Annotated in this window: 20 protein-coding genes and 1 pseudogene; 15 read left to right on the top strand and 6 right to left on the bottom strand. The window is 60.4% G+C overall.

Annotated features, from left to right (window positions below; all coding sequences use genetic code 11):
- Nucleotides 1–5 precede the first annotated feature (5 nt).
- Both secF and SIC17_RS02540 read left to right on the top strand, forming a co-directional pair.
- Entirely contained in the window at nt 6–962 is a 957-nt protein-coding gene (secF, locus tag SIC17_RS02545; protein ID WP_291893377.1) for a protein translocase subunit SecF, read from the top strand.
- 76 nt (nt 963–1,038) lie between these two features.
- Nucleotides 1,039–1,638 carry a urate hydroxylase PuuD gene (locus SIC17_RS02540; RefSeq protein WP_412546302.1) on the top strand — a complete coding sequence of 200 codons (600 nt, stop codon included), beginning with the start codon at nt 1,039–1,041 and terminating at the stop codon, nt 1,636–1,638.
- Between the two features lie 59 nt (nt 1,639–1,697).
- Here the strand turns inward: SIC17_RS02540 and SIC17_RS02535 are convergent, their stop codons facing one another.
- Nucleotides 1,698–2,957, bottom strand: coding sequence for a serine hydrolase domain-containing protein (locus SIC17_RS02535; protein WP_412546301.1), 1,260 nt, complete (start codon nt 2,955–2,957; stop codon nt 1,698–1,700).
- Nucleotides 2,958–3,036: 79 nt separating this feature from the next.
- Complete coding sequence (locus tag SIC17_RS02530) at nt 3,037–3,654, bottom strand: superoxide dismutase (protein WP_291893371.1); 618 nt, start codon at nt 3,652–3,654, stop codon at nt 3,037–3,039.
- Nucleotides 3,655–3,771: 117 nt separating this feature from the next.
- Here SIC17_RS02530 and SIC17_RS02525 point away from each other — a divergent pair, with 117 nt between their 5' ends.
- Nucleotides 3,772–4,587: a squalene/phytoene synthase family protein gene (locus tag SIC17_RS02525; protein ID WP_412546300.1), complete on the top strand. Its 816-nt coding sequence runs from the start codon at nt 3,772–3,774 to the stop codon at nt 4,585–4,587.
- Nucleotides 4,588–4,679: 92 nt separating this feature from the next.
- Nucleotides 4,680–5,375 (top strand): SDR family oxidoreductase, encoded by a 696-nt coding sequence (locus SIC17_RS02520; protein ID WP_412546299.1) that lies wholly within the window; start codon nt 4,680–4,682, stop codon nt 5,373–5,375.
- Nucleotides 5,376–5,451: 76 nt separating this feature from the next.
- Here SIC17_RS02520 and SIC17_RS02515 read toward each other — a convergent pair whose 3' ends face one another.
- Together SIC17_RS02515 and trmFO are read right to left on the bottom strand one after the other, a co-directional pair.
- The gene (locus SIC17_RS02515) at nt 5,452–7,383 is read right to left on the bottom strand and encodes an alpha/beta hydrolase family protein (protein WP_412546298.1); all 1,932 of its coding nucleotides are present in this window, start codon (nt 7,381–7,383) and stop codon (nt 5,452–5,454) included.
- Between the two features lie 83 nt (nt 7,384–7,466).
- Nucleotides 7,467–8,867, bottom strand: a complete 1,401-nt coding sequence (trmFO, locus tag SIC17_RS02510; protein ID WP_412546297.1) for a methylenetetrahydrofolate--tRNA-(uracil(54)-C(5))-methyltransferase (FADH(2)-oxidizing) TrmFO — start codon at nt 8,865–8,867, stop codon at nt 7,467–7,469.
- 142 nt (nt 8,868–9,009) lie between these two features.
- On the opposite strand from trmFO, the gene SIC17_RS02505 reads away from it, so the two are divergent.
- From SIC17_RS02505 to SIC17_RS02485, 5 genes are all read left to right on the top strand, one after another.
- Nucleotides 9,010–10,185: an energy transducer TonB gene (locus SIC17_RS02505; RefSeq protein WP_291893363.1), complete on the top strand. Its 1,176-nt coding sequence runs from the start codon at nt 9,010–9,012 to the stop codon at nt 10,183–10,185.
- Between the two features lie 282 nt (nt 10,186–10,467).
- Nucleotides 10,468–11,817 (top strand): energy transducer TonB, encoded by a 1,350-nt coding sequence (locus SIC17_RS02500; protein WP_412546296.1) that lies wholly within the window; start codon nt 10,468–10,470, stop codon nt 11,815–11,817.
- A gap of 228 nt (nt 11,818–12,045) precedes the next feature.
- Nucleotides 12,046–12,948 (top strand): hypothetical protein, encoded by a 903-nt coding sequence (locus tag SIC17_RS02495; RefSeq protein WP_412546295.1) that lies wholly within the window; start codon nt 12,046–12,048, stop codon nt 12,946–12,948.
- A gap of 92 nt (nt 12,949–13,040) precedes the next feature.
- Entirely contained in the window at nt 13,041–14,099 is a 1,059-nt protein-coding gene (locus SIC17_RS02490; RefSeq protein WP_412546294.1) for a hypothetical protein, read from the top strand.
- 115 nt (nt 14,100–14,214) lie between these two features.
- Nucleotides 14,215–15,150, top strand: coding sequence for a CPBP family intramembrane glutamic endopeptidase (locus SIC17_RS02485; protein ID WP_412546293.1), 936 nt, complete (start codon nt 14,215–14,217; stop codon nt 15,148–15,150).
- 311 nt (nt 15,151–15,461) lie between these two features.
- On the opposite strand, the gene SIC17_RS02480 is transcribed toward SIC17_RS02485, so the two are convergent.
- Nucleotides 15,462–16,490 carry a hypothetical protein gene (locus tag SIC17_RS02480; RefSeq protein ID WP_412546292.1) on the bottom strand — a complete coding sequence of 343 codons (1,029 nt, stop codon included), beginning with the start codon at nt 16,488–16,490 and terminating at the stop codon, nt 15,462–15,464.
- Between the two features lie 213 nt (nt 16,491–16,703).
- Here SIC17_RS02480 and SIC17_RS02475 point away from each other — a divergent pair, with 213 nt between their 5' ends.
- Nucleotides 16,704–17,624, top strand: a complete 921-nt coding sequence (locus tag SIC17_RS02475; protein ID WP_412546291.1) for a hypothetical protein — start codon at nt 16,704–16,706, stop codon at nt 17,622–17,624.
- Here the strand turns inward: SIC17_RS02475 and uvrA are convergent.
- Nucleotides 17,621–20,497 (bottom strand): excinuclease ABC subunit UvrA, encoded by a 2,877-nt coding sequence (uvrA, locus tag SIC17_RS02470; protein WP_412546290.1) that lies wholly within the window; start codon nt 20,495–20,497, stop codon nt 17,621–17,623. The genes SIC17_RS02475 and uvrA overlap by 4 nt on opposite strands.
- Nucleotides 20,498–20,985: 488 nt before the next feature.
- Here uvrA and SIC17_RS02465 point away from each other — a divergent pair, with 488 nt between their 5' ends.
- The 5 genes and pseudogenes from SIC17_RS02465 to SIC17_RS02445 all read left to right on the top strand — a co-directional run.
- The gene (locus SIC17_RS02465) at nt 20,986–21,822 is read left to right on the top strand and encodes a hypothetical protein (RefSeq protein ID WP_291893349.1); all 837 of its coding nucleotides are present in this window, start codon (nt 20,986–20,988) and stop codon (nt 21,820–21,822) included.
- A gap of 416 nt (nt 21,823–22,238) precedes the next feature.
- Complete coding sequence (locus SIC17_RS02460) at nt 22,239–23,039, top strand: hypothetical protein (protein ID WP_412546289.1); 801 nt, start codon at nt 22,239–22,241, stop codon at nt 23,037–23,039.
- 164 nt (nt 23,040–23,203) lie between these two features.
- Nucleotides 23,204–23,665, top strand: coding sequence for a single-stranded DNA-binding protein (gene ssb / locus SIC17_RS02455; protein ID WP_412546946.1), 462 nt, complete (start codon nt 23,204–23,206; stop codon nt 23,663–23,665).
- Between the two features lie 61 nt (nt 23,666–23,726).
- Complete coding sequence (locus SIC17_RS02450) at nt 23,727–24,440, top strand: hypothetical protein (protein WP_412546288.1); 714 nt, start codon at nt 23,727–23,729, stop codon at nt 24,438–24,440.
- Nucleotides 24,441–24,466: 26 nt separating this feature from the next.
- Nucleotides 24,467–24,994: pseudogene (locus SIC17_RS02445) on the top strand (NAD-dependent epimerase/dehydratase family protein); the annotation flags it as partial.
- Nucleotides 24,995–25,038 lie beyond the last annotated feature (44 nt).

Raw genomic sequence — 25,038 nt, 5'->3', positions numbered from 1 at the left:
ACGACATGTCTTTTGCTCTTGTTAAATTCCTGCCGTCCGGAACGACCATTCCCTTTATTCGCAACCGTATGGTGGCGTTGGGCGTTTCGATTTTCCTGATGATCGGGTCACTGGCTGCATTCGGTGTGATGGGGATCAATTTCGGTATCGATTTCCGCGGTGGTGTTCAGGCGGACGTTGAAACTGCCCTGCCGGTCGAGGACATCCGTGCTGTGGCCGACAGTCTCGGGCTGGGCGAGTCCAAGATCCAGGCGTCGGTTGCCGCCGCCGGTGAGCGTCGCTCCGTACTGGTGACCATGCCGCTCCAGGAAGGTGAGGGGCTTGAAGGTGAAGAGGCCCAGAACCAGGCAGTTCTGGATCTTCGTGCTGGCCTGGAAGCTGGCATTGAAGATGCCCAGATCCTGGGTACAGCGACCGTTGGTGGCGCCGTTTCCGGCGAGCTGGTGGTCAAGGGTGTCACCGCGATCGTGGTCGCGCTCTTCTTCATGCTGATCTATATCTGGTTCCGCTTCGAGTGGCAGTATTCGGTTGGCGCCATCGTGGCCCTGACACACGACGTCATCGCCACGATCGGGTTCTTCTCGATCACCCAGATGACGTTCGACCTTGCCACGGTCGCAGCCATTTTGACGATTGTCGGTTACTCGATGAACGATACCGTCGTCGTCTATGACCGGATCCGCGAGAATCTGCGCTCATACAAGAAGTTGTCGGTCGAGGAGGTTCTCAACCTGTCGATCAATGACACGCTGTCGCGGACCATTCTGACATCCGTGACCACGCTGCTGGCGCTGCTGGCCCTCTACCTGATCGGTGGAGCCACGCTGCAGGGCTTCTCCGCCGCGATGATCTGGGGTGTCCTGATCGGTACCTATTCCTCGATCTTCGTCGCTGCTCCGTTGCTGCTCTTCACCAATGTGAATCGCTCCACGGAAGAAGACGTCGACGTCGTGAAATTCTAGGCGATTAGCGTTTCACGCGAATTGTTGTAATTTCCCCTCCTCTTGCAATCGGTTGATTCTCGGGGAGGGGAATTTCATGGCCGCTATTCTGACCAATCTTCGCACGACGGTGCATGTCTCGCTGGCGCTCGCGATACTGTATTATGTCGGCTATGTGCTTGCGGGCGGGACCGCGCTGAACTACGAGGCCATCGCACGCTGGACCCATGTGGTTGCCGGCATCATGTGGATCGGCCTGTTGTGGTATTTCAACTTCGTCCAGATCCCCAACATGCCCAATATCCCGGACGAGCAGAAACCGGCGATCGGCAAGGTGATCGCACCGGCCGCCCTGTTCTGGTTCCGCTGGGGGGCCGCTGCGACTGTCCTGACCGGTCTCATTGTCGCTGCCCTGCGCGGTTACCTTGTTGAAGTGCTGAGCCTTGGTCTGCTGGCTGACGCCTACACGCCGCAATATTCCTTCATCGGTATCGGCATGTGGATGGCGCTGATCATGGCCTTCAATGTCTGGTTCGTGATCTGGCCCAACCAGAAGATCGCCCTGGGCATTGTCGAGGCAGACGCAGATGCCAAACCGGCCGCCGCGCGCACCGCAATGCTGTTCTCGCGCACCAATACGCTGCTCAGCTTCCCGATGCTGATCGCCATGTCGATGGCCCAGACCCTGTTTGGCTGATCCGACGGCCCACATAACGAAGAAGGCCCGCCGGTTGGCGGGCCTTTTTTGTATGTGATCTATTCCTCAAACACCATCGAGCCATAGACCATCGGTCGGAAGACGTCCGAGGAGCGCGGCTCCGGACGGTGCGGGCTCGGCTGGATCTGGGTCATCAGGACCGCAGACACGCTGGTCGCCGGGCTGGCAAAGAAGTCGGTATCGAACATGCCGCCCCAGGAGATGTCGCCGGGCACACCTTGCGGTTCCTGACCCTCCTGCGGAGGAAGCACGACTGCGAGGCCGAAGCCGTAGGACGCGGCGCCCCAGCCGCCGCCCAGCTGTTCGGTCGTGACTTGCGGGCTGCCCATCTGCATCAGGGTTTCCGGCTGGATCAGGCGGACTTCACCCAGCGCGCCGCCATTGGCCAGCATCATGGCAAAGCGGATGTAATCGGTGCCCGTGGAGACCAGGCCACCGCCGCCGGACGCCCAGTCCGGATTGCCCTGTTCAAACTCGACCATCTCACCGGTCTCGGTGTGGATGTAGAGCGGGGACATGTCCTCTTCGCTCAGATCCGTATCCTCAAAGAAGAATCCCGTGGAGTGCATGCCGAGCGGCTCGAAGATCCGCTCTTCCATGAAGTCCTCGAAAGGGGTCTCGGACGCCACTTCGACGACGCGCCCGAGCACGTCATTCGAGTAGGAATAGAACCAGCGCTCTCCCGGGTCCGAATAGAGTACCAGGCCCGCCAGCTGCTCCATACGCGCTTCAAGATTGCCTTCGCCGGCATAGAGCGAGTTCTCGAGATAGAGCCGGCCCAGATCACTTTCGGCTTCGAACAGGTAGCCCAGACCCGCGGTATGGGTCATCAGATGGCGGACGGTCATCACCGTGCCGGCCGGACGGGTTTCAATCTGTCCGTCGGCATTGGCCATGGGGGAAAGGGCGACCTGCATGTCGGCAAAGGACGGGATGTAGTCGCTGACCGGGTCGTCCAGTCCAAGCTCGCCCCTCTCGACCAGCATCATTGCTGCCAGCACTGTGACCGGCTTGGTCATCGAGGCAATGCGGACCGGTGTGTCGATGGTGAAGGGGGTCGCATTTTCCAGATCGGAATAACCCGCCTCGGACGTGAATATGATTTCCTCGCCCCGGGCAATGATCGCGGCATAGCCCGGGCGGTGCCCCTGGGCCGCCAGCGCATCCAGCTGGGCATCCAGCGCGGCAAGTGCGGCGGGATTGAAACCATCCTCGGACAGCTGGGGTTGCAGCGCGAAGACGGGTGACACAGAAGACAGCGCCAGCGCGGCGGCTGTCACGACTGTACGAGCAAACATGAATTCCCCCTCGGGATATTTTTATCGACCGAGGGGGAGAGTAGGGCGGCCAGCCGCTCTTGGCGAGCGGCTTGTTGCCTTATGCTGCGTCGGCGAGGGCGGCCTGCAGGTTCTGGGCGGCGAAGTCCCAGTTGATCAGCTTGTCGAGGAAAGTGTCGATATAGCTCGGGCGGGCATTGCGGAAATCGATGTAGTAGGCGTGTTCCCACACATCCATGGTCAGCAGCGGGGTGACACCGTCTTCGGTCAGCGGCGTTTCCGCGTTCAGTGTCTTGCGCACTTCCAGCTTGCCATTGGCCAGAACCAGCCACGCCCAGCCGGACCCGAACTGTGTCGCACCGGCGTCAGCGAAAGCCGTCTTGAAAGCGTCCAGGGAACCGAAATCACGGTCGATAAGCTCGGCCAGCTCACCGCTCGGGGTGCCGCCGCCATTCGGCGCCATGGAATGCCAGTAAAAGGTGTGGTTCCAGATCTGGGCAGCATTGTTGAAGACACCCGCCTGGGCAGCATCACCGGCAGAGGCCTTGATGATGTCTTCCAGGGATTTATCTGCCAGCTCAGAACCGTCGATCAGGCCGTTGAGCTTGCCGACATAGGCGTTGTGATGCTTGCCATGGTGGAAATCCAGCGTCTCGGCGGAAATGTGCGGCGCCAGGGCGTCTTTGGCGTACGGCAGATCGGGAAGGGTGAAAGCCATGAAGGACCTCGTTTCAAGCGTGGGGACTGATATGCGAAGAAAGCCGCAGCGGTGTGCTGCGAAACATTGCTGGTGTGCATATGGGGTGTAACAAGGTTCTGTCCAGCAGGAGCACACATGTCGGCTGAAGATTTCAACACGCTGTTACAAAAATCCGACCCGGACCGTCGGTTATCCGCGCTCTTTGCGCCCGAAGACATCCGTGAGCGGTTGTTCGCGCTGTATGCCTTCAACCAGGAAGTCGCGCGCATTGCCGAAGCGACGTCGGAAAGCCTGATCGGCGAGATGAAACTGACCTGGTGGCGTGATGCGGTCGAGGATCTCTATCTCGATGAGCCCAAAGTGCGCCGCCATGCGGTGCCGGAGGCATTGGCTGGGTTGACCGACCGCATCCAGCGCGAGGCGCTTCTGGGCCTGGTTTCTGCCCGCTTCGATGATGTTTCCGCGCGCCCGTACGCCGATCTGGGTGAGCTGGTCGCCTATGTCGACCAGACCGCAGGCGCGCTGATGCGTTCGGCTCTGCAGGTCAGCGAATGTGATCTGCCGGATGACTGGGCGCGTCAGGGCGGCCGGGCGTGGGGGCTGTGCGGTCTGCTGAGGGCTTTTGCCCATCGCGCGAGTATCGGGCGAGCACCGGTAGCTGGCGATGAGCTGGTGAGCGAGGGCGGGAGTGCTGCCATGTTGGCCCAGGGTCTGGGCGAGGACAAGGCGGCCCGTCTCGTCGAACCCGTTCGCGCGGCCTGTCAGGGCGCGCTTGATGCCTTCAACGTGCTGGGCCCGATCCCCACCGAGGCCGTTCCGGCGTTGGGGTATGTGCGCCTGGTGCCGTCCTATCTCAAACGTCTGCCGGCCAATCCCTACGAGATGGCTCCTGAGCCCGCCTTGCTTGGCCGTCAGCTGAGGCTGAACTGGCTCGCCCTGACCGGGCGCTAGCTGGACAGCATTTGGAAAACTCATATTTCAAGGCTGACAGCGCGACGTTTTTGACTAACTTTCGTGACAGATTCGATACAGGAGAGATTTTCATGCCGCACGCTTTGATTACCGGCGCCAATCGTGGACTTGGCCTGGAGCATTGCCGGCAGCTGCTGGAACGCGGCTGGGTGATCTCTGCTGCTGTCCGCGACCCGTCCGCAGCCACTGAACTCAAGGCGCTCGACCAGGGCGATGGACGTCTCAACCTGTTCGCCTATGACGCCAGCGATGTTTCTGCGGCGGTCAAGCTGGCCGAGAATGTCACCGGTCCGATCGATCTGCTCTTCGCCAATGCCGGCATGATGTCTGGTGAAACACGCAGTTTCGGCACGGCCGGATGCGAGCATTTCATCGAGGAAATGCGCGTCAATGCGCTCGCACCGCTTGCGCTGGTGGAGGCTTTTGCGGATCAGGTCGCCAAGTCCGAGATGAAGGTCATCGCCCTCCAATCGAGCCGCATGGGTTCCATCGCCGATAATGACAGCGGTGGTGCCTATGGCTATCGCGCGTCCAAGGCGGCGCTCAACGCGATCGGCAAGTCGCTCAGTATCGATCTGCGTGACCGCGGTATCGTCACCCTTGTCATGCACCCGGGATGGGTCCGTACAGATATGGGCGGAGCCGGTGGCCTGCTGACGGTCGAGGAATCGGTCTCGGGACAGCTCGACCTGATCGCACGCGCCTATGGCAATGCGGCGATGAATGGCCGGTTCTTCCACGTCAGCGGTGAAGATCTGAGCTGGTAGCTTCAGCTCCCGTTGGTAAAAGAAAAAGGGCGCGTCCGGAGACCGGACGCGCCCTTTCTTGTGTGTGCGTGGCGATTTAGTCGTTCAGATGTGTCGCCAGGAAGCTCTCCATCTCGGTCAGCAGGCGTTCTCGCATGGCCTGGTTGGTCAGTGAGTGGTCGCCGTCTTCCAGCGCGATGAATTCCACATTCACATTGGCCCGTTCCAGCGCACGCTCCATGACCTCGCTCTGGCGGATCGGAACGACATTGTCCGCTTCACCGTGGATCAGCAGAACGGGAATGTTGATGTTCTCCGCATTGCGCGAGGGCGAGACGGCGATCAGTGTTGCATTGCCTTCCGCGTTGGCATCACCGTCCATGAATTCACGCCAGAATTCATAACTCCAGTGATTGCGTCCGGAGCGGTCGCGAACAAAATTGACCATCTCGGGCAGGTCTGTGGCCGGGGCAATGGCCACCGCACACTGATAGAGATCCGGTGTGAAGGCCGCACCGGCAAGTGCTGCGTAGCCGCCATAACTCCACCCGACGATGCAGACGCGTTCCGGGTCGGAATAGCCGGCATCAACCATCGCCTCCAGCCCGTCGGTGACATCGTGCTGCATGATACCCGTGCCCCAGCCGCCATGACCGGCAGCTTGCCAGCGATAGCCGTAACCGGAGGAGCCCCGGAAGTTCGGCTGCAGCACGGCATAGCCGCGGCTGGCGAAGAAGTGGGCGAGATAGTCGTAACCGCCAATATCGCGGGCGGCCGGGCCACCGTGCGGCAGGATCACAGTCGGGAAGGGGCCTTCGCCTTCCGGTAGTGTCATGTAGGCCGGGATCTGCTCGCCATCACGGGCCGGATAATGGATATGCATGCGCTCCGGCAGTGGGGTTGCTCCCAGCACGCCATACTGGGATCCGGCGAGGGATACGCCCAGGTTTTCCGCATCAAACAGGTAGACCATCGGCGCCTGGCGCGGGCCTTCCACCTGCAGGGTCATCTTTGTGCGGTCACGGGTCCAGCTCGTGATCCGCACGATCATACCCGGGAAGGCAGCCTCAAGGCTGGCCTGCCAATTGCCCAATTCCTCATCGAACCAGATGTGACGGGTAAACTCGTCATCATAGGTCACGCCGCTGACGACGTTGGTGTAGGGATCTACCAGAACACCTCCCAGGTCGTAGGTCTCGTGCGAGAAGAGCGTATCGGTGATGCCACCTGTCTGCATGGACATGGCGTAGAGGCTTCGGCGTTGAGAGTCCTCATCGCCGCGGAATGTGGTCGTGATCGCGATATTGCCATCCGGGAGCAGGCCGACCGCGCTGAAGGCCGGGCGATTGACATCCTCAGTCTGGCTGACGGTTTCCCACTCGTCGCCGCGTCTGACGGCAAGGACCTGTTCTTCACGCTGTTCGGACATGTCGTTACGCGCGACGGGCTCGCCGTTGGCGTTGAGGATCCAGTCCTGGGTCGTATTGCGGCCGCGGGCGATGCGGCGCGCACGACGGCTGAGCGGATCAGCGGCGTAGAGATCGTAGCTGCGATCGTCGCTGTAGGCCGGGATCAGGACATCACCGGATTCGGGGTCGACACCGATGATACGGCCGAGGCCGAAATTGAAGGCCAGGTCGTCATTGTCGCGCAGCAGCTGACGCGCGCGCATGCCACGATCTGTATCGATCGAGAAGCTGGAAGAGATGTCGACACTGCCACGAATTCCCGGGATCTCTTCGTTCACGCTGGCAGAGACCAGAAGAACGCGGTCATCGGCCCAGCGCAGGAAACGCGGGTCAACGTTTGACATGTCCGCAACCTGGGCTTCACCGGTCTCCAGATTGCTAACGGCCAGAGCCCGGATGCCTCGATAATTGGTGAAATAGGCCAGCTTCTCTCCGCTTGGAGAGAGCGTTGCCAGTTGCATGTCAGGCAACTGGGCAAACTGCTCCACAGGCGGCTGTGCCAGTGCGGCACCGCACAGGGCAAAAAGGCTAGCGAAAGCGCTGATCAGGCGATAAATCACAACATCTCCCCCCGGATTACTTGTTGGTCACCCGCAGGAGAGCGCTAATCTTTCCAAAAGGCAATATCAGGGACAGGAGAAATTCATGTTCCGTCGCGCCACCCGACAATGTCCTCCAGCGCTCGCTTGGCCATCAGCTTCTTGCGCGCAACGCCCTTGGCCTTTCCGCGCAAACGATTGCCATCTTCGTCGCGAGAGGGCGCAACCATCTGTGGAAACAGCCCGAAATTGACATTCATCGGTTGGAAACTGCCCTTGCCGGTGTCCAGGTGGCCGCCGGTGACATGCTCGATCAGGGCGCCCATGGCGGTGGTTTCCGGCGGCGGCGTCACGGTCTCCCCGAGACGTTCAGCGGCGGCGAACCTGCCGGCCATCAGGCCCATGGCTGCACTTTCAACATAACCTTCGACGCCGATCAGCTGGCCGGCAAAACGCAGGCGCGGCTTTGACTTCAACCGCAATTGCTTGTCCAGCAGGCGTGGCGAATTCATGAATGTGTTGCGGTGAATGCCGCCCAGGCGCGCAAACTGCGCATCTTCCAGACCCGGGATCATGCGAAAGACCTCGGTCTGGGCGCCGTATTTCATCTTGGTCTGGAAGCCGACCATGTTGAACAGCGTGCCCAGGGCATTGTCCTGGCGCAATTGCACGATGGCATGGGCCTTTATCTCCGGTTGGTGCGGATTGGTCAGGCCGACCGGTTTCATCGGACCATGGCGCAGGGTTTCCCGGCCGCGCTCAGCCATCACCTCGATGGGCAGGCAGCCGTCGAAATACGGCGTGTCTTCCCACTCCTTGAACTCGGTCTTGGGCGCTTCGATCAGGGCATCGATGAAGGCGTTGTACTGTTCCTCATCCATCGGGCAGTTCAGATAGGCGGTGCGGTCAGCCTCGGTCTCGCCCTTGTCGTAGCGCGACTGAAACCAGGCCTTGTCCATGTTGATGCTGTCGCGGTGGATGACTGGTGCGATGGCATCAAAGAAGGCCAGTTCGCCTTCACCGGTTTCCTGGAGGATGGACGCAGACAGGCTTTCGGAGGTGAGGGGGCCGGTCGCGATGATCGCGCTGTCCCAGTCTTCGGGCGGCAGGGCGGGGATTTCCTCGCGCACAATGGTGACCAGCGGATGGGCTTCCAGGCGCGCTGTCACGGCCTGGGAGAATGCATCACGATCAACAGCGAGCGCGCCGCCGGCCGGCAGGCGATTGGCATCGCCCTCGGACATGATGATGGAGTCGAGCAGGCGCATCTCCTGGTGCAGGACACCCACCGCATTGGTCTCGTGATCATCTGACCGGAAGGAATTGGAACAGACCAGCTCTGCCAGGCCGTCCGTATTGTGAGCGTCGGTTTCCACCACGCCGCGCATTTCGTGCAGGATGACGGGCACGCCGGCGCTTGCCAGCTGCCAGGCTGCCTCGGATCCGGCCATGCCGCCACCGACGACATGTACGGGTTTGATCGCTGTCTCAGTCATGCGCGGCATATCGATCCGCCGTGCGAACAAGTCAAGTTTTGGAGGCGGTGGCGGGTTGCAATGAAAAGATGTGTGGTGGAGAAACCGTGTGCTGGGTTGCAAATCGAGGGGCGTTGTGGATCATGCTGGAAACGCGATTTTCGGGGGCGATATGCGTAACACCATCATCAGTCTGAGTGCATTGATCGGCGCGTTTGGTATCTCGGCGACCTATGCGCAAGAGCCGCTACCTGATCATGTGGCGCAGCTCTATGTTGTTTATCAGCAGGCAGAGCAAGGTGGTGATGCTGCAATCACCCTGCAGGCAGCCGAGGCCGTTTTCGATGCAGCCCGCGAGGCCCGGATTGATGACGCCACGCTCGGGACCCTTGCCGAGAATGTAGGCTTCTACGCGCGAGCTATCGGTGATTTTGATCGCGCCTATGAAGCATGGCGGATTGCGGCGGAGAATTCCGACGACGATCACGTCATGTCTGGTTATCGCTGGCAAAACGCGGCGATCGCGGCCTATCGCTTGGGAGATCACCGGGATGCGTTCCGATGTTCGCGAAACGCCAGCAACGCGTACGCTCGTGCGGGAACGCTTCCAGTCGGTGCTAGTGAATACGCCATCCAGGCCCATGTGCTTGCGGCGCGCCTGGCCGGTGACAACGGACGACGCCGGCAAGCCGGGGAGGCTGCTGAGCGGGCGCTTGCCTTGATCGAGAGCGAGGAGCGCGCGATCGATCGGGCGACAGCAATGGCCTATTTTTATGCCGGTTTGAATGAGCTGGCCGGCAATAACTATATGCCGGCGGCGGTGAAACTGCGCCTGGCACGAGATGTGTTTGTCCAGATAGACGCGGCGGAAGCTGAACAGGAGACAGCTCGTGTCCTCTCCGGCTACGCGCGTAGACGAGCGCTGCGAGAAATAAGCGATAACAGCGAGAATCGACGTTACCAGGCCGCGGCGGAGCTGTTTGACGCTGAAATGGCAGGGTTATTGGAAGCGTATCCGTTCCACCTGCCGACCCCGGAAGAAGACGGGGAAGACTTCCGCCCACGCGACGGCGCAATTGATGCGCAGGCCCTTAACCGTCGGCCGCCGCAATACCCCAACTATGCCTCCCAGAATGGGTATGAAGGTTTCCTGGCCGTTCGCTTTGACGTCGATGAGCGCGGACGAACGATCAATCATCGTGTGATCTTCTCGATTCCAAGCGGGGTGTTTGACGAAGCGGCCATCGACGCGATCTCGAACTGGACCTATGAGCCTGCCACGCTCGATGGCGAGCCGGTCGTTCGCCGGGGTGTTGAAACCCAATTCAACTTCGAGCTCGCGAACTAGCCCCCAACCTGGACCATACTGGCGCCCCGTCCTGCCTTGGGGGCGTTTGCCGCTGTTCGAGGGCACGCTTGTTGCTGTTTCAGTGAGGGAGCAGGACGCAACTGTAACGGTCACCGAGCAGCCTGACAGGCTATGTCCACGGCCTTTCCGGACTTGCCGGTTGTGAAATGATTGCGCTATCATTTTGCCCTGACGGGGGCGGGTGCCTGCCTCGTTTTTTTCGAGAAGGTGCCGCGATCGAGCGTTTCGCATGTTCGGTCGAGTATGATTAGGGAGCGGGCAATGCGCAAAATTTCCTTTCTTGGGCTGGTCTTGGCCAGTTTCCTTCTGTTGTCTCAAACCAGCCTGTCCCAAGGTTTGCCTCCTGCTGTTGCAGAGCCGTATCTGCGCTATCAAGCTGCCCAGGAGGCGGGAGATCTGCGCGGGGCGCAGGCCGCGGCCGGCGAGGCTTACAATGCGGCCATCGCAAGTGGCGTCGATCGGGCCACACAGGGTTTGCTGGCGGAAATTTACGGATATCTCGCCAGTGAGAACGGTGACCACGGTATCGCTTTCGACGTGCTGCGGACTGCGGCCCGGATCGCTTCGGAAACCGGGGCTTCCGCCTCGGATCGGGCCTGGCGCTGGAGCCTCGTTGCCAGTGCTGCAGACGCTTTTGGCCAGAGCGAAAGCGCACTTTCGCACGCGGATGCAGCTTTGAGCGCGCTCGCCGAACGACCGCGAATTAGCGAACAGGACCGTCCGATTGCTGCAGACATGCATTATCTCCGGGCCCGGATCCTGCGAGGGCGCGGAAATGTTGCCGCAGCCGGTGACGCCGCGCGGAACGCAATCGCGGCTTTCCGAGCGGATCAACGCGATCTCGATGGCCGTTACGGTTTACTGTTCTACAGTCTCGGCGAAGCTGAATACGCGGCTGGAAACTGGGCGCTGGCGCAGGATCATTATCATATGTCCCTGGCTTTGCTGACGGTTGCGGAGGCTTCTGACAGCACGTTGTGGAACGCCTGGTCCTATGCTGCGATCGCCGGATTTCTGGCGGCCAGCTCAGGCGATGAACTTGGTGAACAACCCTATGCGGACATCGATGCCGAGCTGAACGCTCATTATGATGCGGCGGCGAACCGGCTGGAGCGTAGAGATCTCGTCGAACAGCCCGGTTATGAGGACGTGCAGCTTGAGACCGCTCCTGGCGTGAGTTTTCCGGCGGGTGCCGGCGACCAGGGCGGCGTTGTGGTGGTGCAATTCGATGTCGACCGTGCCGGGCAGCCACAAAATCTCAACATCGTTTTCGAGCAGCCACAGGGCGTGTTCAGTGACGCTGCACTGACGGCAGTACGGGGGCGTGAGTATGCTGCTGCGCGATTTGATGATCAGGTGGTTGTCCGTCCGGGACTTGTAGAATTGATCATGTTCGCCGACGGGGAGGCGATGGCAGCCGGCGGTACTGCGATGAATGGTGACGCGGCTGGTTCCTGCCTGCTGCAGCGACCGGATTGGCGTGATGGCGCACAGTTGTCGCGCGGCGACCAATCCTGTCTGCGTGGGTTTGGCGAAACCCTGCAGCGCGGATATCGCGGTGAAACGGCCTCTAACCCATGTCCCAATCCGGCAAGCTGCGGCGGACAGTAACCGCGCCGGACGGTAGGGGCTGGCCAGTTTCTCTCGCGTGAGACAACGTGGAATGTCACAATTGGTGTTATGAAGCCGCTCTCGAGGGGGCGTGCCTGTGGTTCGGTCGGGTGTGCGAGCCCAGTTCATTTTTCAGTTCAGGAGCTCATCCACTGCCTGCGCCATACTGACGCCCCGTCTTGCCTTGGAACGGTAGTCGCTATTTATGGAGGCACTAAGAGAGGTGACATGACTACGACGCCCGTTCCCATCCTGCGCTCGGTCGCAGCGGCCTATGCTTTCCTGATCTCCCACTGGCAGCGCGCCCTGATCGCGGCAGCGCCGTATACGCTGTTGTATGTGGCTCAGTTGTTCCTGCTGGCGAATCTGGAAGCGACAGCGACCGAGAGTGTCGCCTGGATGTCGCTCTCGCTGGCGCTGTCCGTGTTCACACTGATCGCTTCGCTGGCCCTCTCGGCATCAATGCTGCGCATGGCGGTGAAAGGCGATTATTCCGGCCGGTTCGGGCTCAAGGTCGGCCAGGATGAATGGCGGCTGTTTCTGGTGTCCGTCCTCGTGCTGGCCCTGACGATCCTCGTCTTTGTCATGGTCTTCATGTTCTGGGCCGTCTTTTTCTCCCTGATCGCCTCCGGGGCTCTGGAGCGGGCCGGAATTGATCCGGAGGCATCCGGTTTCGATCTTGGGCAGGCGACCGGCTACATGACAATTGCCGATTGGGGCGTGGTCGTGGTGACGGGAGCGCTGGGCGGTTTCATGATGGCCTGGCTGACGGCACGCCTGGTGCTGGCGTATCCGGCGACAATTGCGAATGGCAAGCTTCTCGTCTTGAGCGTCTGGCCTCTGTCGAATGGACAGGCCTGGCGCATCGCACTGGCACTCATCCTGGCTGCGGTTCCGCTAGTCCTGCTGGAGATTGGCCTTTACGAGCTGGTGTCCATGCTGCTGCAAACTCGGATCCTGGAAGACGCCCCGCTGCTCTCCGCCGAGGCGCCGGAGCATCCCGGTGTGTTGCGTATCCAGGAATACGAGCGCTGGCTGGGATTGTTTGCTGCGGTGAACCTGCCGCTGTTCGCCGGCCTCTACGCCTACATCTATCGCAATCGTACCGAGAACCAGGACCAAAACGCCTGACGGGACACGTTCCGGGCGTATCCCCCTAGCGGTTTTTCCCTGATGCGGCACGCTGGTGGCACTATTGGGCACGCTTGCGACAGGGGTTGAGCATGGCTGGCAAATCTTTCGATATCGGCGACGGTATCTTCTACTTCTTCAAACGCTTCGGGCAGAACCCGGCGGGCGCGATGTGGATCGCGCTGTGGCAATTGATCTTCGGCGCGGTGGCGATCGCGGCTGTTTTCTATTTCATCTGGCCGTTCTACTCGGAACTTATCGAGCTGGTGCTGGACGTTGAGTCAGGCCGTATCGATGATGACGAAGCCGCCTTTGCGATCCTGCAATCATTGTTTGGCGTCTACTCCGGCGGATTTCTTGCCGGTCTGGTCGGCATTGTTGCCAGCCTGATGTTCCAGGGCGCCTGGCTGCGCTTTCTGGTGCGCCGTGAAGTCGCGCCGGTTGTTCCCTTCCGCTTCGGTGGTGACGAGTTCCGCCTGCTGGGCGTCAACATCATGTATATTGTGGTGCTGATGGCCGCCTATTTCGGCATCGTCACGATCCTCGTCACCCTGGGTGTGACCGGTGGCGGGTTGGTCGCCCTTTCAGGAGATGCCCACGTCGTGGGCGCCGTCGGGTTTGGCCTGGTTATGTATATTGGCCTGCTGGGCGTCCTGATTGGCGCGCTCTATCTCACGATCAAACTGTCCTGCGCACCGGCGCTGACGATCCATGATCGCAAGTTCCGCTTCTTCGAAAGCTGGGAAGCGACCAATGGTGTCTTCTTCCCAATGCTGCTGACCTATGCGGTCGTGGGCATCTTGATCATGATCCTCTCCTCGATCCTGTCAGCGGGCGCGGCACTTCCGTTTATCGGTGGCATGCTTGCTGTTGCTGAACCGCTGTCGGAGTTCGCCGACACAAATGTCGATCCGAGCTTCGAGGACGTCATGACCATGCTGCGTGAAACGGTGTTCCAACCGGTAACGGCAAGCCTGTTTGTCGGCGGTATCGCGCTCTTCTACATCATGCAGATCATGTTCGAGGGCATGTGGCATTCGGTGGCCGCCTATAATGTGGTTCGTCACCGGGCCGATGGCGCTGGCGAGGAGGGCGATGCCCCCGTGCTGGGAAAGGACCATCCGATGGGCGCCAGTCCGAGCGAAGGCTAGGCCTTTCAAACAAGCCAGGAAAGCCCCGCGCCGGTCGCGGGGCTTTTTGTATAGGCATCTGGCGCTGGTGCGGATTCCCGGATAATCTCCCGCGGTCTCGAGTTGTGGGGTGAGTATGGCTGGACGGGAACTCTTCGCGCCAAGGCGTGCCAAACACCGTCGTACCTGGACGATTGCGGGTATCGTTCTGCTGGCCGTTTTCCTGGTCGGTGGTTTCCTGCTGTCCGCCGTGCTGTCATCGTTCTTCGGCTGGGACGCGCTGATGGCTGAGTATAGCTGGGGCAATATGGCCTATCAGCTCGTCGTCGGTTTCGGACTTGTCACCCTTGTCTGCCTGCTCTGGGTTTTCATCTTCGAACGTCGCGGGATTGGCGCGATAGGCCTGAACGGCAAGTTTCTCGGGCGTTTCCTGCGCGGGTATGTGGTCGGACTTGGTTTCCTGGCCGGCGTGGTTGGCATTATCGCCTATATGGGCGGATATGAGGTCGAAGGCAGCGGGGCGCTGGCCGTCGCAGCTCTTGTCCCGATCGGCGTAATCCTGCTGGGTTTCATCATCCAGGGCTCGACCGAGGAAATTCTCTTCCGAGGCTGGCTGATGAGTGTGATCTCATCGCGCCACGGTGCTTTCTGGGCCATTCTGATCACCTCGGTCCTGTTCGGCCTGTTGCACGGGTTCAACATTCCGCCAGGCCATGTGCTCTATCTGGGGGTGACAAACATCGTGCTCGTGGGCCTGTTCCTGGCGCTCTATGCGCTCAAGGAAGGTTCGATCTGGGGCGTGTGTGGGTTCCATGCCTCATGGAACTGGTTGCTGGGCGTCGGGTTCGGGCTGGAAGTCTCCGGCGGGCATATCGTGGAACAGCCTCTGATCGTCGACCTGGCGTCCACCAATGACGTGCCCTGGTGGATCACCGGTGGCCCCTTCGGTCCGGAAGCCAGCGTGGTCACGGCGGCGGTGTTCGCGACGGGCTGTGTGATTGTGCTGTTGTTCGGTCGCGCCGCGAATTTCGGTGTGGAGGCGGCAGTGGCGCAGGATATCCCCGGAGAATAGCAGAGCGGTCAGTGATCGGATCCGGTGTTGCTGACGTATGCCTAGACATATTTCAACGGGAGACCTTTCATGTCGGCTGTCCTTTCTGCGTTGATTCTGTTGACTGCCTCGCAGGGGACTGATCACGGTCTCCATCATTACTGGCATAGCTGCGCCTGCCTTCACGGCTGACCGCGCAGAGCCTGGCGGCCGTTCTGGCGCTCAGAAGCGATGACATGTCCACGCCTTGGCTACGCCAGTTGGATGAGCTCGAAGCGCGCTCGGTCGAGCGCTGTGATTGCTCTTACCAGGCGCAGCCGCGCAAGGGCGCCTCAATGGCCCTCTTCGCTATTGTCGACCTCAATAGTCTGGACCCATTCCTGGAAATCCAGACGGCAGGAAAATCTCGTATTCTCCCATCCTTGGCCGACAATATCGAGGAAGCGACTATCCCGTTCTTCAAAGCCGGAGACTGAGATGACCGGGTTCGGGCCGCAATAAACAGGCGCTAAACGGCGCGAACCGGATTTGCTGACCATCATCATGATATCAAACATTCGTCGGCCGGTGCGCACGCCGACGAGCGCATAATCCCCCTGGCGCACGACCCATATTTCAGGCCGCTCCCTGAGACCAAGCCCGGGGTGATAGGGAGAGGGGGCGATGGTGCGGCCATCCATCCTGAGATAATATTCGCCCACGCTGATGCCGCAGAGCTGGCTGGTGATGCCGAGAAGACCGATGGCCTCGCCATAGCGACCGCAATTAATCGCGGGTGGCTCGGGGCGGTCGCGCAGGATTTCTTCACCATCCGGCGTCGTCGCCACCATCAGGCCGTCATAGGCCACGGTGAGCTGGATATCCTGGAGGCGTACGGGCTCCGCTCTTTGCCGTAGTTGGATCTGGTATTGCGTCATCGTCTCGAAATCGAGTCGGCAAAGCGTGTTCTGGCCCTCGGAGGAATAGCCAATGACGGCGAACCGGCCATTGTGGGAGAAGCCAAACACATGCTGCGGTCCGTATCTGCCGCAGGAAATTTCCTCACGGCGCCAGTCATAATTCGAATGGGTCCCTTCACGGGCCCATTCCGTCCAATGCACCATGGCGGCACGTGAATAACCGTCCGAACTGCTGCCGATGATGTAGCGGTCCGCATGGGACATTGCCCAGAAGGTTTCACCACCTTGTCCTGGCAGGCCGGTCACGCGCGGCGCGGTTCCGAGCTCGAAATCGTCATAACCTTGACCATCGAATCTGAGCTCGCCATCGATCAGCTTCGCGCTATGGCAAAGCGTCTCCTCGGCCGTTGAATCGATGATCGCGGCGGAGGCCTGACAGCTGATAATCGCGCCGTCTGACACGCTCGGCTGGACCAACAGGGCCAAGCCGGCGCCTACCAAAAAATCAAACATGAATTCCCCCGGAAATCAGATTCTCGCGCCCAGTATTGCGATGAATAGAATTCACGCAAGTCTGTGTAAGTTTAACTTAAAGTGGTGTTTTGGAGCCGAGATTCAACTTGCTCTTGGCAGCGGTTTGATGACAGTCTCGCGGCAAATATCTGGGGGTGAGTTGTGAACGAGACAGTGCCTTTCTGGGAGATGCTGACCCATGGCTTCCGCGCGCTGGTCCGGCGTCCGGTCCACGCCGTCATTCTGATCGTCATCGCGAGTGCCGCGATGATCGCCTACTACACTTGGGTGCAGAGCCCGGGCGGGCTGGCCTGGATGCGGTCCTATATGGACGCAACGGCCGCTCTGTCGCAGGGCGAGTGGATGCCTTTTCTGTCTGCGCTCATCATCCCGATACTGGCCGGTATCGGGATCGCCATGATCGCCTATAGTGGGGCTTACCGCTTTCTCGTGCGCGAGAAATCCAAGATCTGGCTGCCGTTCCAGATCGGCGCGGATGAGCTGCGCGTTCTCGGCGTCACTGTCGGCGTCACCCTGCTCGTTCTCGCGATCTCGGCAGGCTATCTGCTCATCCTGGGGCTGATCGGTTTGATCATCGGCCTCTTCATCGACCTCTTCATTGAGGGGGTGAGCAATGGAGCGGGCGGGATTGTCGACCTGTTCGTGGCGGTGACCGGGACCACTTCACTCTTCATTCCGGCCCTGGTCGGGCTGATCTATGTGACGGGGCGCGTCTCGGTCAGCTATCCGCTGAGTATCAAGGAAAAACGCCTCACACTGGGCGGCTGGAAAGCCAGCAAGGGGCAGGGCTGGGCCCTGTTGGGCGCGCATCTCGTGCTCTTTGTCTTGAGCACCATCATCCAGTTTTTCCTGGTTGGCGACATGATGATGGCGAGTTTCGAGATGGGCGCGGGCGGCACCGGGCTCTCTGACGATCAGCTGGCCTTGATGGCCAATCCCTACGGTGATGGGCTCTATATCGCCGCACCAGCCTATATCGTCATCCTGATCGCCATGTTGGGCCCAACAGCGGCCGTGGCGGCTAAGGCGGAAGAAGCACAGGCGAGCGGTAGCGTGTCCTAGCCGGCCCGTTTCGATTCACGCTCGGCATCCCGTTCCAGCAACGGTTTCAGATAGCGTCCGGTCCAGCTCGCCTCGACCTTGGCCACATCCTCCGGCGTGCCGGCCGCGACGATCATGCCGCCGCCATCACCGCCCTCGGGGCCCAAATCAATCAGCCAGTCGGCTGTCTTGATGACATCGAGATTGTGCTCGATCACCACGACCGTGTTGCCGGCATCGACCAGCTCGTGCAGGACTTCGAGCAGTTTGCGCACATCCTCGAAATGCAGGCCCGTTGTGGGTTCGTCGAGAATGTAGAGCGTCTTGCCCGTCGCGCGTTTGGACAGTTCCTTGGAGAGTTTCACGCGCTGGGCCTCACCGCCCGACAGCTGGGTCGCAGGCTGGCCGACCTTCACATAGCCAAGACCGACACGCTTGAGCGTTTCCATCTTGTCGCGCACGGCCGGGACCGCCTTGAAGAAGTCGGCGGCTTCCTCGACCGTCATGTCGAGCACATCGGCGATCGACTTGCCCTTGAACTGGATCTCCAGCGTCTCGCGGTTGAAGCGCTTGCCGTGACACACATCGCACGGGACATAGACGTCCGGCAGAAAGTGCATCTCGATCTTCACCACACCATCACCCTGGCAGGCCTCACAGCGGCCGCCCTTGACGTTGAAGGAGAAACGGCCGGGCTTGTAACCGCGCGTCTTGGCTTCAGGCAATTGCGCAAACCACTCACGGATCGGCGTGAACGCACCGGTATAGGTCGCCGGGTTGGAACGCGGCGTGCGGCCGATCGGGCTCTGGTCAATGTCGATGACCTTGTCCAGCGCATCCAGACCTTCAATGCGGTCGTGCGGAGCGGGGACCTGCTGGGCCTTGGCCAGACGGCGCGCGGCCGCCTTGTAGAAGGTCTCGATGGTCAGGGTCGACTTGCCGCCGCCGGACACACCGGTCACACAGGTCAGGACCTTCAGAGGGAAGTCGGCCGTCACGTCCTTGAGATTATTGCCCGTCGCGCCGACGACGCTGACCTGTTTCTTCTTGTCTATCGTGCGGCGTTTGGCCGGCACCTCGATCTGGCGTGCGCCGGACAGATACTGGCCCGTCAGGCTGTTCGGATTGGCCTGGACTTCCGCCGGCGTACCCGCAGCGATGACCTCACCACCATGCACACCGGCAGCGGGGCCGAGATCGACGACATAGTCGGCCGTCAGGATGGCTTCCTCGTCATGCTCGACGATGATGACCGTATTGCCCAGATCACGCAGGCCCTGGAGACTGTCCAGCAGGCGGGTATTGTCGCGCTGGTGCAGACCGATGGACGGCTCGTCGAGCACGTAAAGCACGCCGGTCAGACCCGAACCGATCTGGCTGGCCAGACGGATGCGCTGGCTTTCACCGCCGGAGAGGGTGCCCGAGGCGCGATCCAGTGTCAGATAATCCAGACCCACATCGACCAGGAATTTCAAACGCTCGCGGATTTCCTTGAGAATGCGTTCGGCGATCTGCCGGTTCTTCGGCGAGAGCGTATCCTCGATCTCGCCGAACCAGTCGCGCGCATTGCGGATCGACATTTCCGACGTCTGGGAGATGTCCTTGCCGTCAATCTTCACCGCCAGGGCTTCCGGCTTGAGGCGCCGACCGCCACAGGTCTCGCATGGCTGGGAGGACTGGAAACGCGCCAGGTCTTCGCGCACCCAGCTGCTGTCGGTCTCGCGCCAGCGGCGCTCCAGATTGGGAATGACGCCTTCGAAGGGTTTTTTGGTCTCGAACTTACGCAGCCCGTCCTCATAGATGAAGGTGACATCCTCCTTGGTGCCGAAGAGGACCAGCTTGCGGAAACTTTCCGGCAGGTCGCGCCAGGGCGTGAACATGTCGCCGCCGGCATGCTGGGCGAGGGCCTGCAGGGTCTGCATGTAGAGCTTGGAGGTGGCCCGGCTCCACGGCGCGATGGCGCCGTCATTGAGGGATTTGTCGCGATCGGGAACAACCAGGTCCTGGTCGAATTTCAGCGACTGGCCGAGGCCGTCACAAGTCGGACAGGCGCCAAACGGGTTGTTGAACGAGAACAGGCGCGGCTCGATTTCCGGAATGGTGAACCCGGAGACCGGGCAGGCAAACCGCTCGGAAAAGATGATGCGTTCCGGATTGCCTTTTTCGTCCTTGCGATCGGCAAACTCGGCGACGGCGATGCCATCGGTCAGGCGCAGGGCGGTTTCCAGGCTGTCGGCAAGGCGGCTTTCCAGCCCCTCCTTGATGACCACGCGGTCCACGACGACGTCGATATCGTGCTTGAACTTCTTGTCGAGCTCGGGCGCGTCTTCCAGCGTGTAGAACTCGCCATCCACCTTGACCCGCTGGAAGCCGGTCTTCAGCCATTCGGCAAATTCCTTGCGGTATTCGCCCTTGCGACCGCGGACGACCGGGGCCAGCAGGTAGAGCCGCGCGCCATCACCCAGCTCCATCAGCCGGTCGACCATCTGGCTAACGGTCTGGCTCTCGATCGGCAGTCCGGTCGCTGGCGAGTAGGGCGTGCCCACACGCGCAAACAACAGGCGCATATAGTCATAGATCTCGGTCACCGTACCCACCGTGGAGCGCGGGTTTTTCGAGGTCGTCTTCTGTTCGATCGAGATCGCCGGGGAGAGGCCCTCGATGGAGTCCATGTCCGGCTTGGCCATCAGCTCCAGGAACTGGCGCGCATAGGCGGACAGACTCTCGACATACCGCCGCTGACCCTCGGCATAGATGGTGTCGAAGGCGAGCGAGGACTTGCCCGAGCCGGACAGGCCCGTGAACACGATCAGGCTGTCGCGCGGCAGATCCACCGAGACGTTTTTGAGATTGTGCTCGCGTGCGCCCTGCACGCGGATCCTGTCTAGCGCCATGTCGGGAAACCCTGCCCAAATGAGTCGAAAACGTCTGTGAACATTTAGAGAACAGAAGCGCGCGCGTCCAGCGCCGGGTCTGCCTCCTCCCGACACAACGTAGGCAGCAGGAACACCGCGGCAACCATTCGTCTCAGCCGTGACGCATCATTGCGCGGGTGTGTGCGCCCGCTTCCCCTATCTTCTCCTCCCTAGAAGTGCCGGAGCGAAGCGGAGGCGAAGGGGGGGAGCGATAGCGAGCTATTCCTCCGGGCTGCGCCCTCCGGCCCCTCCGTCTCCGCCTTCGCCAAGGCTACGGCGGATCCACCTCCCCGAGGGGGAGGATGGTCGAGCTCGCGGATCGAGCGGCCGACCTGGTAGTGGGTTTCGGGAGGTCAGTTGGCTGGTGCCTGGTGGGGAAACCGGCTGGACAGCGGCTGAAGAGTGTGTGTCCCTGCTTGTGCGTTGGAACAGGCGCTGTGTTCCGGTTTTGCACCCGAGAGAACGGTATGGATGAGAGTTGCACCGGCTTCGTTATCTACGGACTGAACGAAGGCGTGACTGATACAATTTCATGGCTCAAAAAGGCGATTGAGCTATTCGAACAAGCTGGTGTGCAAATCGATAAATGCGCGCTTGCGGCCCCGGGATTCTCCGGGAAATTGGTCTCTTTTACCCGGTCAAAGGGAAAGATCGCGAGCCTCGATGAAGGTGTCGGTAGCTTTCAGCTTGTCGGTTTGACGAGGGAGGGCCGTCATCCCGTTTTCGATTTCCGGATGTACCTCATGGTTTCGCTGGAGAACGGTGTCGCCAATCTTGTTGCTGAGAGCGCGCTGTGGCGTCAAAACGAAAGCGCCATGGCGGACCTTGTCGAATTGTTGGTGGGGAGTGTGCCGGCAGGCTATGGGTTCGAATATGAGAGAGCCAGATCTGCTGGAGTCGTTACGTATGCTTTAGGCAGGGTGCAAGGCAATTGGGATGGAAGCAGTGAGGACAGTGACTCCGAACATCTCAATATATCATTTTGGAACCACGCGCGGAGGGAGGCGGTTTGGAAACACGGTCAGATGCGAAGCGTCTATCTCCAAAACTATCTGAACCGACAACACCTGAAACGGCCAATTGAAGGAATGTCGCTGGAAACCTGGATCAGTGCAGGGGAACACCGCGGTCACTTGCGGCAGATGAGCCGGGACATGTGGGTGTGGGACACTCGCGAAGCAGATCGAGACGGATTGCGCCGCGCCCTTTGGAGAGAAGGGATCCTGTTCAATTGGGCCAAGGACCTGGAGGGCGCTTCAAAGCATCCGAACGCCGGTGAGATAACGATTCCCTGGGGCAATTAGCTGTCGACTGATTAATGGGGACACGCGGTTCGCTTGATGGCTCAGCGAACATTCTTGACGACGAGAATGGCACGCCCGGGCGAGGGACAGAGATGCGAGCCCCTGGTATCCAGTGGTGTTCCGATTATCTTCCCCTCCGGGGAAGTGCCGGAGCAAAGCGGAGGCGAAGGGGGGCGAGCGGAGCGAGCTGACCTACGGGCTTCGCCCTCCGGCCCCTCCGTCTCCGCCTTCGCCAAGGATACGGCGGATCCACCTCCCCGAGGGGGAGGATGGTCGAGCTCGCGGATCGAGCGGCCGATCCAGGCCCGAGCTGCGTTTCTGGGTGTCGCTAGACAAGAACACAATTGTGTGAGTGTCTGTCTTGTCGCGGACTGTTGGTGCGCCTACCAGCCACCTCGAACATAACGGAGCCTGAGATGTTCAACTGGGGCAAAAAGAAGACTGTCAAACCAGTTGAGTGCGACGAGGAAACGTACCGTGAGCGGAGCCTGCGGGATTTTCGAGCGGATGCAGAACAAACCGCCATTGCTCGAGCGCAGGCGTGCGAGCGCGGGAATGTTGTTCACCAGGTTCGGATGTTGGAGTCCGAGATAGGTGCGTGGGTGCAGCTCGTCGTGACAAACTGGAGGGTGCAAGGTGAGTATGAGGATGCGCTGCACGCCCTGCTTCGCCTGCAGGAGGTTGCACTCGAACTATCCCAGCTTCCGGGCGGAAGAATTGTGGAGGGAGAATCCATCAATTCACTTCATCTCCTCTTGATCGCGGCGGGCAGAGCAGAGCTGATTCCTCAAATATTTCCAACGTTCGCGACCGTCTATCCATGGGATGTTGTTGATGGTGTTTTGATCGCAAATATATTGGGAAAGCCCGTCCCCGCAGCTGCTACGGAAAAGGCAAAATCGCTTCTCGAGGGGCGCGGAGAAATCGCGCGCACGTATCGGTCGTACTTTGAATTACTTGAGCGCGAAAAACCAACTGAGGGTCGTGAAGCGATTTTGGTTCGGGCGGAGAGTAATTGGGAGAACAGAGCGAGGTCGACCGCCGAGTATCCTGGACCGAATTTCGGAATTGGTCAGGCTGTGGTCAAGGTGGAAATTGATCTGCGCTTGGCTGCAGTTCTGAGCCAATTGGATTTTGGAGGCGATAGTCCGCACGCTTGGCCTTGGGGGCGAGCGCAGCGAGCAGCTGACCTCCGCGCTGAAGCGACAAAGGTTTGAAGGGTACGACCACCTGTACACGCCTGTGGAAGCACAGCGCTGCGCTCTGGACATCCCGTCTTTTCGCCGTCCACACTCCGCTGCAAGAATCGCGTGTTTGACGCGCGGAACAGAATGTGAACAAATGGCGGGCGAGAAGCTGGCCGAGAATGGAGACCAGGGCGATGGCGGGTGTGAACAAGGTAATTCTGGTAGGTAATCTGGGCCGTGACCCGGAAGTCCGTCGCATGAATTCCGGCGATGCGGTCTGCAATCTGTCCATAGCGACGTCCGAGAGCTGGCGTGACCGCCAGACCGGCGAGAAGCGCGAGAAGACGGAATGGCACCGTGTGGTCATCTTCAACGAGAACCTGGTGAAGGTCTGCGAGAACTATCTGCGCAAGGGCTCCAAGGTCTATGTCGAAGGCCAGTTGCAGACCCGCAAATGGACCGACCAGAACGGTCAGGAAAAATACTCCACCGAGGTCGTGCTGCAGAAATTCCGCGGCGAGCTGCAAATGCTCGACGGCCGCAATGAAGGTGGCAGCAGTTTTGAATCGGCACCGTCCAGAAGTGCTCCCGCGGCCATGGATGGCCCGAAAGAGGACTTCCGGAACGCAGATCTGGATGATGAAATCCCGTTCTAGGACATGAATTCGCCGTCTTGTGCCGCAAGCTTCCTGGCAGATGGCTAAATCGGAGCATGACATGCGTGCATTTCTGACCACTGCCTTTCTGACCACTGGCTTTTCCATCCTGGGCCTCGCCGGACCGGCCCTGGCCCAGGAAGACCCCAATCTGCGTACCCCGTCGATCTATGTGATCGAACATGAAGGGGTGAGAGGTGAGTTTGTAGTCGGTGATGCGGCATGGGGCGATGTCCTGGCGACCCTGTCGGCCGTGCGCAGTGCAGATGAAGCGCAAGCCGAGGCCATCTCCCAGCAACTCTGGGAGCGTCGCGATCTGAATCCGCCGGTTTTCCTGTTTGAGGTGGCCCGCCGCGAGGCTGCAAGCAATCCGGAGCGGGCGCTGGAGGCTTATTTCCTCGGGCGTGCCCGGTCTGTTTATGACGCCATGCGCTGTGTCGACAGCACGTCGATGGAAGTGGTCGACATGGCCTCGCAATATGCCGGTGAGGGCATTGTGACCCTGTTGTCGGAAAGGCTCGACCTGGCCGAGCCGGCACTGGAACGTCTGCTCAATTCCGGCGAAGCCTTTTCCAGCCAGGCTTCACCCTGGTGGGCCTGTTCCTTCGGGCAGGCCGCCTATTATGCGGCGGTGAACAATTCCCCGATGGCGGGCAATGAATGGCTGAAGGTCGAGGCAACCTGGTCCTCGTTGCAGGATACCGTGCGCCGCAATATCGAGGGAAATCTGCTGATTGTTCAGAGCGCGAGAGCCCAGGCGAACGCTCAACCCTGATCATGATCCGGCGGCGGAGCTTTTGAATGAAACTTCTCGTCGCCGGCGCAGCGGGCTTTATCGGCTCCCACATCGCAACAGCCCTCCAGGCGCGCGGTCATGAGGTGATCGCCGCGGCACGCTCCTGGCGGTCGGCCCGGACACGCTTGCCCGCGCTGGACTGGATCCCGTGTGACTTCACCACCGACAAGACGGCCGACTGGACAGGCCGGCTCGAGGGTGTGAATGCGGTGATCAATTGTGTCGGCGTGCTCCAGAACGGGCTGAATGAAAACTCCCGCGCCGTGCATGTCGACGGGCTCACCGAATTGATTGAGGCCTGTCAGAAAACAGGCGTCGCCCGTTTCGTCCATATCTCGGCCGTGGGTGCCGTGTCGGCCTCCGGTTCGACCTATGCAGCAGACAAGGAGGCGGGCGAACAGCTCGTGCTCGATGCCGGACAAGGGGACGCTCTGGACAGCGTCGTTTTGCGGCCCTCCCTGGTCGTTGGCCGCAACAGTTATGGGGGCACCAGCCTCATCCGCGCCCTGGCCGGCCTGCCCTGGATCACACCGATCGTGGGCGGGGAGCAGGTCTTCCGACCGATCGCGGTGGATGA

Source organism: Maricaulis sp. MIT060901 (genome assembly GCF_047123815.1).
Taxonomy (GTDB): domain Bacteria; phylum Pseudomonadota; class Alphaproteobacteria; order Caulobacterales; family Maricaulaceae; genus Maricaulis.
The sequence above is the reverse complement of the archived record's forward strand: the minus strand, read 5'-3'. Positions and strand labels throughout refer to the sequence as shown.